The following is a 9,570-nucleotide window of genomic DNA, read 5'->3' as shown; positions in this document are numbered from 1 at the left end:
CCGCATCCTCGCGCAGCGGACCGTGCTGCCGGTGACGACGGCCCGCGACGGGGACCGCCTGGTCGCCGGCCGGGTCTTCGTGGCACCGGCCGGATATCACACTCTCGTCGTGAACAACGGCGCGCTCGCGCTGATCGTCTCCGGCGACCGGCCGCCATATCGGCCGTCCGCTGATCTGCTGCTTACCACCATGGCGGTGGCCGCCGGGCCGCGCGCGATCGCGGTGGTGCTTTCCGGCTATGGAATCGACGGCGCTACGGGCGCGACAGCGGTCCACCACCTCGGTGGAGCCGTCATCGCCAGTGACAAGAGCAGCTCCGCGGTGTTCTCGATGCCGTACGCGACGATCAACCGTGATGAGATCATCGATCACGTCGTGCCGGTGGGAGGAATAGCCGCGCTGCTCGTACGTCTCGTGGCATGGGTCCGCGCCGCTGATGCCGGCGAACCAGGCAGCGACCTCGACGTGTCCTAACAGGTCACCCTCTGGTTCCGGGGGACCAAGGGCCCTGCCGGCCTGGGTCCAGCGTCCATGGTGAGGTCGTCACGCGCGGTAATACCTTGGCGGTGCAGGAAGTTTGGAGCGGAGGAACAAATGAGCCACCAGAAGATCAAGAACGTCATGACCAACGACGTCGCGACGCTGCGCGAGAGCACTCCGTTCAAAGAGATCGTCCGGCTGCTCGAGAGTCGTGGCGTCAGCGCCATGCCCGTGGTCGACACCACCGGCCGGGTGCTCGGCATCGTGTCGCGTGCCGACCTGCTGATCAAGCAGGGAGACCGCGAAACCGAATGGACCCGCTCGCTGCTGACCTGGCCGAGCCGGAGGCGCGACGCCCGCCGTGCCCGGGCGACGACGGCCGGCCAGCTTATGACGAGGCCCGTGATCACGATCGGTCCTGATGACACCGTGGCGGCGGCCGCACGCGTCCTGAGCCGGCATGACATCAAGCGCCTGCCGGTCGTCGACACGGACGGCAGGCTCGTCGGGATCGTCAGCCGCAGGGACCTGCTGACCGTGTTCCTGCGTACGGACGAGGACATCCGCGCGGATGTCGTCGAGAACGTCTTCGAGGTGGGCCTAGGTATGGCCGTCAGCCCCGCCACGGTGAAGGTCACGGTCAACGACGGCGAGGTGATCCTCGACGGTCAGGTCGAGTACCGCAGCCAGCTGCCGATCGCCGAGCAGCTGACCCGCCATGTCGACGGGGTCGTCGACGTGGCCACGTCCCTGACCTACCGCCACGACGACACGCACGCCCACCTGCCGCTGCCCGAGGCAATGGACGCCGCCCACGAACGCTGGCGCGACCGGCCGACGCGGAGCTGGACCTCCACGAGCAACCCGGGTGACTCCGTCAACAGGTGACCCCGCCTGCTCGACGAACGCGGCGTGAACGGGAGGCATCATGTTCGGATCAGCTGACAGCGACATCGCAGAACCGAGTCACCACGTGCGGCGGTGCGATGCCTGTGCCACGCCTGCGCGGGTGTTCGTCCTCCTCACCAGCGGCGGCGGCATGGCGTTCTGCGAACAGCACGCGCGTCGCTACTACGACACGTTGCGCCCGCGCGCAGTCGTGATCGAGCCGCTCCCCGGCGTCGACCGTCCGATGAGGACGCTGAGCACATGACGGCTGCGGACGGCTACGAGGAGCTGGTGCCCCTGCACACCGACTTCGAGCTGGTGTGGCGCGGCTACGACCGCGCGCAGGTGCGGCATCGCCTGACCGCAATGGACACCGATCGAGCCGGACGGCCTCACCGACCGGCTCCGATTGATGGTCGAGCTCGCCATGACGGAGGCCGACGAGATCACGGCCCGCGCGAACGCCGCCGCCGAGGGGAGTTGGTCGGCTGCCTGCCAGGCGGCGGATCGGCTGCAAGCGCGTCACGAGAGGCTGCTCGCCGAGCTCGAGGCGCGGGAGAAGGAGATGGAGTCCGAGCATCGTGGTCTCATGCGCGGCGCCCACCAGCAGATCGAGGCGATGACCCGGCAAGCCGAACAGCGCCGTCATGATCTCGACGAGAAGGCTGCCGCTGTTCGCGCGGGCGCCGAGTCCGACTGCCGGCTCGCGATGGCGGCGCGCCGCGCGGAGGCGGTACGGGAGGTAGCCGAGCTGCGCGCCGCCGCCGGTGCCGAGGCCGAGCACGCGATCCGCGCGGCGCACGAGCAAGCGGACGCTCTCGTCGGCAACGCCCGCCGCGAGGTCGCCCGCCTGGCCGAGCGTCGTGACAAGCTCGCCGCGGCGCTGTACACGACCAAGCGCCTGCTGGAAGGCGGCGAACCCATGCTGGCCAGGTTGCCGGACGAGGCGGGCGAACTCGTCGGACACCTCGCCGCAGACGGGGTCACCGGACATCCGGCACCGGCGGACGCCGTCGCGCTGCAGCCGAGAACCCACTCCACAGCGTCCTCGGCGTCGCGTTCACAGCCGGCGCTCAGGCCGAACAGTTTTCGCGCAGGGTCGTGAGGACGGCTCGCATGACGTGGGCGACGAACGGGCTGACGATGAGCCAGTACCAGGCGAACCTGCGTGCGGAGGTGCGGTCGTTGATCGCGGTGCGGGCCTCGTACGAGACGAGCGTCCGGTCCTTGCCGTACGGCCGCAGCGACAGCCCGGCCGCGATCCGGCCCCATCCCGGCTCGGCGAACGCGGCGAACTCGTCCGGGGTCATCGTCGTGACGTCGTACCACTCGATGTTCGGCTGCCAGAACCTGCCGACCGCGCCCAGGACGATCTCTCGCTCCGGGACCTGGCCCAGCGACAGCCATCCGGCGAGTCCGCCGCCGTCACCGCTCAGCGTCAGCCGCGCGGGCACCTCGGTGGGGGTGGCCCGTCCGAACAGCGTCGCCAGCTTCTGCGGCAGGCCACGCACAAAGAAGGCCGCGTCCAGCAACGGTGTGTGCACCTGCAGCAGGTCGAGCTCGCGCAGTGCGCGCCACGTGGTCGCGACGTCCGCATCGACGATCGCGTGCTCGGCGAGTGTCACGGAGTAGTGCGGAAGGTAGTGGTCGAGCAACATCTCGGGCGTGCCGGCCGCTGTCACGGGGCCGGCCGCCAACTGCGTTGGATTCCTCATATCCACACCGTCTTCCTTCCGCGGGCGGGAGCACAGCGGCCAAAGTCCCGGAAGTGACGGGACCGTCGGCCGGGTCAGCGATGAACGCCTGCGCATCATCGGTGCCGTCAGGACTGCGGCGCGGCGCCGGGTTCGGGCGGGGCGAGGGTGAAGTAGGCCTCTTCTTCCTGGGCGAAGTGCAGCGTCAGGACGGCGTCGAGCCCGTAGAGGGTGGCGCGGAGGTCGTCGAGCTGGTCCGGTTGGACGTTGTGCGAGTCGGCGAGGTGCCGGCCGAGGCGGCGGACCAGCCGGTCGATCTCGACGTGGCCGCGGCTCATGGTGAACGTGCCTTCCGGGCCGCCGAGGATCTCGGCGAGGGCCGGGTAGAGGGTGTCCTCCTCGGCGTGTTCGTGGGGCAGCAGCTGGTCGGTGAGCAGTTGGTACGCGTGCCGGACGATAGCGTCGGTACAGGGGCCGGTGCCCCTGGCCACTGCGTCCGCGGCTTCCCTGACCGCGGCGCGGACGTGGCCGAGTTCCTCGTGCTCGCGGGCGAAGCGGTGGAGGAGTTCGGCTGTTTCGGCGTGCGAACGTTGGGTCCGGCCACCCAGCGCGCGCAGGGCGTTGAGGATCACCGCGAGGTCGATGCCTTCCTGCACCAGTGCACCCGCTACCGGCACCAGCCAGCCAGCCGCCGCCGCCAGCATGGCCAGCAGTGAGAGGACGGTACCGGCGACCGCGCTCTGCAGGGCGAGCCGCCTGGTGCGGCGGGCGATCTCGACGGCGTCGGCGAGCCGGTCGATCCGGTCGTCGAGGATCACCGCGTCGGCGGCCTGTGCGGCGGCCGTCGAGCCGCGGGAGCCGAGAGCGATGCCCACGTCGGCGGCGGCCAGCGCGGGTGCGTCGTTGATGCCGTCGCCGACCATCGCCGTGGTTGCGGCGGCCCGTGCCGTGCGCACACTATCGATCTTGTCGGCCGGGGTGGTGTCGGCGTGGACCTCGTCGACACCAAGCATGCCGGCGACCTCGACGGCGTTGTCGACGTGATCTCCGGTGAGCAGTACGACTCGCTGGATGCCCGCGGTGCGCAGCCTGCGCATGGTGCGTGCGGCGTCGGTGCGGATCCGGTCGCGCACGAACAGTGCCGCCAGCGGGTCGGTATCTCGGCAGACCCAGATGATGCTTGCGAGGTCGAGGCGGCCCCGGCGGGCAGCACCACGCGCCCAGCGCGGCAACACCGCACCGTGCGGCAGCCGTCCCACGTGGACGGTCCGGCCGGCGATGCGGCCCGTGGCGCCCTGACCGGGCTCCTCGGTCACCGACTCGGCCGGCGGCGGCGTCACGCCGGCACGTTCCGCGGCGCGCAGCACGGCGCCGGCGAGCACGTGTGGCGAGTACTGCTCAATCGCGGCCGCGTCCGCCAGCACCTGATCGCGGGCCGTGCCCGGTGCCCAGACCATGTCGACGACCTCGGGCGTGCCGCCGGTCACCGTGCCGGTCTTGTCCATGACCAGGGTGCTCACCCGGCCGAGCAGTTCGAGCGCCGCACCGCCCTTGACCACAACCCCCGACCGCGAGGCGCGGGACATGCCGCCGGTGACCGCGATCGGCACCGCGAGCAGCAGCGGGCACGGCGTGGCGGTGACCAGGACGGCCACCGCCCGATCCGGCGCACCGGTGAACGCCCACGCGAGCGCCGCGATCAGGAGCGCGGTGGGCAGGAACCAGACCGCGATCCGGTCGGCCAGCCGCGCGACCGGCGCGCTGCCGGCTGCCGCCTGCTGCGCGAGCTCGACCACGCCGGCGTAGGTGCTGTCGGCGGCCGTCGCGGTGGCTCGCAGGTCGACCGCGGCGCCGGCGTTGACCACACCGCTGCGCACCGGATCCGGTGCCGTCCTGGTCACCGGCACGGCCTCGCCCGTGAGCGCCGACTCGTCGAACGTACCGTCCCCGGCCAGGGTGCCGTCGACGGGAACGACCTCGCCGGGGAGCACGACCACCAGATCGCCGCGGCGGACCTGTCCGATGGGGGTCACGGCGACATCGGCTCCGCGCCGCACGTGTGCCCGGCTGGGTGCGCGTGCGAGCAGTGCCGAGAGGTCGCGCCCGGCGCGGCGCTGCGCGGCCGCCTCCAGCACCCGTCCCGTGGCGACCATCGCGGCGACGATCGCGCCCGCCAGGAACTCGCCGACCGCGAGCGTGCTACCGAGGGCCAGCAATGCCAGTAAGTCCGCGCCGTACCGGCGGGCGCGCAGGTCCGCGATCACCCATCCGGTGGCGGGTACCAGGGTCACCACGTCGGCGGCGGCCCAGAGGACGTTCGCGGGCAGTGGCCCGGCAAACAGCGCGACGCCCCCTCCCGCGAGCAACGCGGTCACGAGCACCAGCAGGACCGTCCCGCCCGGCGGCTTCGGCCGCCGGACCTCGCCCATGGTCATACCCAGACCATCGCTGCGCCGGGAGTCCGTCACCAGGGCAGCATTGCCCTGGTCACAGGTCCCTTCGGCCCTGCCACGCCGCCGCCGTTCACGGCTGCGGTTCTCGTTCGCGGCGGCCGGCCCGTCGCTTTTCGAGGTCCACGGCGGCCTCCGTGACCCCGTGGGAGATGAGCTGGGTGACGCCGCCGGCGGAGTGGTCGAGCATCGCGCTGATCGGGCGGTTCTCGGCCAGGTAGGACGCGCCGAAGGAGTGAACACCTCGCTCCAGTGCGGCCCGGCCGAGCATCTCGACCAACGCGGTGGCCAGGCCGGCCCGCCGCCACGCCGGGTCGACGACGACCGCGACCTCTGCTACCCCGTCGTCGAGCGGTTCGAAGCGCGCCACCGCGACCCCGCGCCCCGTGCCCGGGTCGAACGCCACGAGCGCGAACCTGCGGACGTAGTCGACCGTCGTCAGCCACCTCAGCAGTGTCGGGGTGAGCCGTGGCGTGGAGCCGAGGAATCGCCGGCGCAGGGTGTCCGGGTCGGCGCAGCGTATCGCCTCGGCGAGGTCAGGCGCGTCGGACGGCAGGATCGGCCGCACCCACACTCGCCGCCGGTCCCGCAGCCGCAACCATCGCTCGTAGGCCACCGGATAGCCGTCCGGTGGCACTTCGTACTGCGGCGGTCGCCCGATCACGTCTCGAATCTGCCGGGTGACCGGTCGATCCGCCGCGGCCGAAGGTCCCACCCGGCGCGGCCTTTGGTCTCTTTGGTTCCACCTCTCGGCCGACATACCAAGTAGACAGTGCAGACAACTTCGCGGAGGCGAGCGTGTCCCCTACCGCGCCGGCCGAGGCGCCCGGTGAGCTGGCCCGCATCCGGGAGGTGCTGGCGATCCGGCCGTTCCGGCGGCTGTGGCTGGTCCTCGGCATCTCCTCGCTGGGTGACTGGATGGGGCTGCTCGCGGTGTCGACGTTCGCCGCGAGCGAGGTCAGCGGCACGGTCGCCAAGGGCCTGGCCTTCGGCGGCGTGATGGCGGTGCGGCTGCTGCCGGCGCTGCTGCTCGGCCCTGTCGCGGGCGTGGTCGCCGACCGGTTCGACCGGCGGCTGGTGCTCGTGCTGTGCGACCTGACGCGGTTCGTGCTGTTCGCGTCCATTCCGACCGTCGGGCTGCTCGTCGCGGCACCCGCGGTCGTGGTCGGCTGGGCGACGTTCGCCACCTTCCTCATCGAGGCAGTCGGCATGGTGTGGTCACCGGCGAAGGAGGCGGCGGTGCCGAACCTGGTGCCCGCCGGCCGGCTGGAGACGGCCAACCAGCTCAGCCTGGCCACGTCGTTCGGCATCACACCGGTGCTCGGTGGCCTGCTGATCGCCGGGCTGGACGGGCTGGTCGTACTCTTCGGCTCGGCGATCCCTTCCTGGCTCCACGCCTCGGACATAGCGCTCTACTTCAACGCTGCGACCTTCCTCGCGAACGCCCTCGTGGTCTGGTACGCCATCCGCGAGATCAGCGGCCGGAACGGGCACCCGCAGTCCGCCGGCGCGTTGCGGACGCTGCTCGACGGCTGGTCCTACGTCGGGCACACGCGTCTGGTGCGCGGCCTCACGGTCGGCATCCTGGTCGCGTTCTGCGGCGCCGGCGCGGTGATCGGCACGGCGATGTTCTACGCCCGCTCGCTCGGCGGCGCGAACGCGACCTTCGAACTGCTGTTCGGCGCGCTGTTCGCCGGCTTCGCGGTGGGCATCGCCAGCGGGCCCGTGCTGGTGCACGACCTGTCCCGGCGGCGGTGGTTCGGCGTGTCGATCGCGCTGACCGGGTACTCGGTCGCACTGCTCGCGCCGGCCCCGCACCTCGCGGTGGCGCTCCCGGTGTGCTTCGCCGCCGGCGCGGGTGCGGGGATGGCGCTGCTGTGCGGGATGACGCTGCTCGGCGGTGAGGTCGGCGACGAGGTGCGGGGCCGGGTGTTCGCGTTCGTGCAGACCGGCGCCCGCGTCGTTCTCCTGGCTTCGATATTCGTTTCCAGCGTGTTGGTCGGCATCGGCGGGTCACACTGGGTGCGGCTCGGTGACGTCGCCTTCTCCGTCTCCACGGCGCGGGTGATCCTGCTCGCGGTCGGCATCGCGATGGCGACTGCGGGCGCGCTCACGCTGCGCCAGATCGACGACCGGGCGGGTGTGCCACTGCTCGCGGACCTGCGCGCGGCGCTGCGCGGGCGTAAGCGCTGACGCTCCGGCGGGTGCCCTTGGACCCGCTCGCGGATGACCAACTTCCCTGCGCGGCCGGATCGCCACGACAGACGGTGAGAGTGGCAGAGCCAAGGAGGTGAATGTCATGACCAACGTGCCCAGCGATTCGCGCGCAGCAGCACGCAAACGGCTCGAGGAGCGGCGCGGGTTCATCCCGCACTTCATCGTCTACCTCGTGGTCAACACGGGCTTTGTTCTGGTCTGGACGATGACCGGGCCGGACGGCTTCTTCTGGCCGATCATCCCGATCCTCTTCTGGGGTGTCGGCATCGTGCTCCACGCGTGGAACGCGTTCTTCAGCAGGCCGATCACCGACGCCGACGTGAACGAGGAACTCGAGCGCATGCGGGGTGAGTCCGGCTAACGTTGATCCGTGCCGTTGCTGACCTCGGTGCCCATCGCCGCGCTGCCACTCGAGCGGTTCGAGTCGGTGATCGGCGGTGTCGCCTATCGCCGGCTGCTGGAGCGCTTCGCCCGGGGCCGCGAGCTTCTGGACGGCCACGCCATGTGGCACGTGAGCTCGACGGCACGGGGTGGCGGCGTGGCCGAGATGCTCGTGTCCCTGCTCGCGTACGGGCGAGGCGCCGGCATCGACCAGCGGTGGGAGGTCGTCGAGGGCAACGAGCCGTTCTTCACGGTGACCAAACGCATCCACAACAACCTGCACGACGCCACCGGCGACGGCCTGCCCCTCGACGACGAGGCGCGCGAGGTGTACGAGTCGATCGCGCACGGCGCCGGTGAGGAGCTCGCAGAAAGGATCGTCCCGGGTGATGTCGTGCTGCTCCACGACCCGCAGACCGCCGGCATGATCCCCGTGCTCAAGCGCCTGGGTGTGCCGGTCGTGTGGCGATGCCACGTGGGCATCGACACGCCCAACTCGATCACCCACCGCGCATGGGGGTTTCTGCGCCGCTACGTCCAGGCCGCCGACGCCTACGTCTTCTCGCGACGGCAGTACGTCTGGGACGACCTCGAGCCCGGCAAGACCGTACTGATCGCACCGTCGATCGACGCCTTCTCGCCCAAGAACCAGGCGCTGTCCGACGGCCAGGTCGCCGGCATTCTCGCGGCCGCGGGTCTTCAGGAGGAGGCATCAGCCGATGACGCGTCGTTCGTCCGCATGGACACATCGCCAGGACGTGTCGAGCGGCGCGTGGAGGCGGACGAGGGCCGGCGACTGCGGCCGGATGACGTGGTGGTGCTGCAGGTATCACGCTGGGACCGGCTCAAGGATCCGATCGGCGTGATCGACGGGTTCGTCCAGCACGTCCTCCCACGCTCGAACGCCCACCTCGTCTACGCCGGCCCCTCGGTCGACGCGATCGCCGATGACCCCGAGGGCAAGGAGGTACTCGAGGAGGCGCGGGCACGCTTCGCGTCGCTTCCCCGCGCGGCCCGGGAGCGCGTCCACCTCGTGACCGTTCCGATGTCCGACGTCGAGGAGAACGCCGCGATCGTCAACGCGTTGCAGCGCCGCGCGAACGTGGTGGTGCAGAAGTCGATCGCCGAGGGCTTCGGCCTCACGGTGGCCGAGGCGATGTGGAAGGCGCGGCCGGTCGTGGCGAGCCGCATCGGCGGGATCCAGGACCAGGTGGAGAATCCCCGGTCCGGGATTCTGGTACCGCCGCGGGACCTGGCCGCGTACGGGCACGCGGTCGTCGACCTGGTCTCCAACGCCGAACTGGCGCGGGAGATGGGCCGTAACGCTCGCGGGCGCGTGCGGGACAACTTCCTGGGCACCCGGTCGTTGCTGCAGTACATCGCGCTGTTCGAACGCCTCGTGGTCGGCGAGGGCCGGCCGGCGGAGGTGTCGGAGCCGTCCGGGTACGCATAGCGGCCA

The 9,570-nt window shown here is 71.1% G+C and carries 10 protein-coding genes; 7 read left to right on the top strand and 3 right to left on the bottom strand.

The window, feature by feature from the left end; translation table 11 throughout:
* From VH969_RS23780 to VH969_RS23765, 4 genes are all read left to right on the top strand, one after another.
* Nucleotides 1-475 (top strand): chemotaxis protein CheB (locus VH969_RS23780; protein ID WP_331977883.1); only part of this gene is annotated, 475 nt, incomplete at its 5' end.
* Nucleotides 476-595: 120 nt separating this feature from the next.
* Nucleotides 596-1,369 (top strand): CBS domain-containing protein, encoded by a 774-nt coding sequence (locus VH969_RS23775; RefSeq protein WP_331977881.1) that lies wholly within the window; start codon nt 596-598, stop codon nt 1,367-1,369.
* Nucleotides 1,370-1,409: 40 nt separating this feature from the next.
* Nucleotides 1,410-1,634: a DUF7455 domain-containing protein gene (locus VH969_RS34640; protein WP_422653112.1), complete on the top strand. Its 225-nt coding sequence runs from the start codon at nt 1,410-1,412 to the stop codon at nt 1,632-1,634.
* A 147-nt stretch (nt 1,635-1,781) separates the two neighbouring features.
* A complete protein-coding gene (locus tag VH969_RS23765) occupies nt 1,782-2,474 on the top strand; it encodes a hypothetical protein (protein ID WP_331977877.1) in 693 nt (230 codons plus the stop codon).
* Here VH969_RS23765 and VH969_RS23760 read toward each other — a convergent pair.
* The 3 genes from VH969_RS23760 to VH969_RS23750 all read right to left on the bottom strand — a co-directional run bounded on the left by VH969_RS23760 (nt 2,443) and on the right by VH969_RS23750 (nt 6,177).
* Nucleotides 2,443-3,084, bottom strand: coding sequence for a hypothetical protein (locus tag VH969_RS23760; RefSeq protein WP_331977875.1), 642 nt, complete (start codon nt 3,082-3,084; stop codon nt 2,443-2,445). The genes VH969_RS23765 and VH969_RS23760 overlap by 32 nt on opposite strands.
* A 107-nt stretch (nt 3,085-3,191) precedes the next feature.
* Nucleotides 3,192-5,498: a heavy metal translocating P-type ATPase gene (locus VH969_RS23755; RefSeq protein WP_414638606.1), complete on the bottom strand. Its 2,307-nt coding sequence runs from the start codon at nt 5,496-5,498 to the stop codon at nt 3,192-3,194.
* Between the two features lie 88 nt (nt 5,499-5,586).
* Nucleotides 5,587-6,177 carry a GNAT family N-acetyltransferase gene (locus tag VH969_RS23750; protein WP_331977873.1) on the bottom strand — a complete coding sequence of 197 codons (591 nt, stop codon included), beginning with the start codon at nt 6,175-6,177 and terminating at the stop codon, nt 5,587-5,589.
* Nucleotides 6,178-6,311: 134 nt separating this feature from the next.
* Here VH969_RS23750 and VH969_RS23745 point away from each other — a divergent pair, with 134 nt between their 5' ends.
* From VH969_RS23745 to VH969_RS23735, 3 genes are all read left to right on the top strand, one after another.
* Nucleotides 6,312-7,706 carry an MFS transporter gene (locus VH969_RS23745; protein WP_331977871.1) on the top strand — a complete coding sequence of 465 codons (1,395 nt, stop codon included), beginning with the start codon at nt 6,312-6,314 and terminating at the stop codon, nt 7,704-7,706.
* A gap of 106 nt (nt 7,707-7,812) precedes the next feature.
* Nucleotides 7,813-8,091, top strand: a complete 279-nt coding sequence (locus VH969_RS23740; RefSeq protein WP_331977869.1) for a 2TM domain-containing protein — start codon at nt 7,813-7,815, stop codon at nt 8,089-8,091.
* A 9-nt stretch (nt 8,092-8,100) separates the two neighbouring features.
* Entirely contained in the window at nt 8,101-9,564 is a 1,464-nt protein-coding gene (locus VH969_RS23735; protein ID WP_331977867.1) for a glycosyltransferase, read from the top strand.
* Nucleotides 9,565-9,570: the final 6 nt, after the last annotated feature.

The sequence above is a fragment of the Actinophytocola sp. genome (assembly GCF_036555685.1).
Taxonomy (GTDB): Bacteria; Actinomycetota; Actinomycetes; order Mycobacteriales; family Pseudonocardiaceae; genus Actinophytocola.
This window is presented reverse-complemented; position numbering and strand designations above follow the sequence as displayed.

Coding starts and splice junctions, on each gene's coding strand:
- VH969_RS23775 (WP_331977881.1), top strand. CDS start 596: ATGAGCCACCAGAAGATCAAGAACGTCATGACCAACGACGTCGCGACG.
- VH969_RS34640 (WP_422653112.1), top strand. CDS start 1,410: ATGTTCGGATCAGCTGACAGCGACATCGCAGAACCGAGTCACCACGTG.
- VH969_RS23765 (WP_331977877.1), top strand. CDS start 1,782: ATGGTCGAGCTCGCCATGACGGAGGCCGACGAGATCACGGCCCGCGCG.
- VH969_RS23760 (WP_331977875.1), bottom strand. CDS start 3,084: ATGAGGAATCCAACGCAGTTGGCGGCCGGCCCCGTGACAGCGGCCGGC.
- VH969_RS23755 (WP_414638606.1), bottom strand. CDS start 5,498: ATGACCATGGGCGAGGTCCGGCGGCCGAAGCCGCCGGGCGGGACGGTC.
- VH969_RS23740 (WP_331977869.1), top strand. CDS start 7,813: ATGACCAACGTGCCCAGCGATTCGCGCGCAGCAGCACGCAAACGGCTC.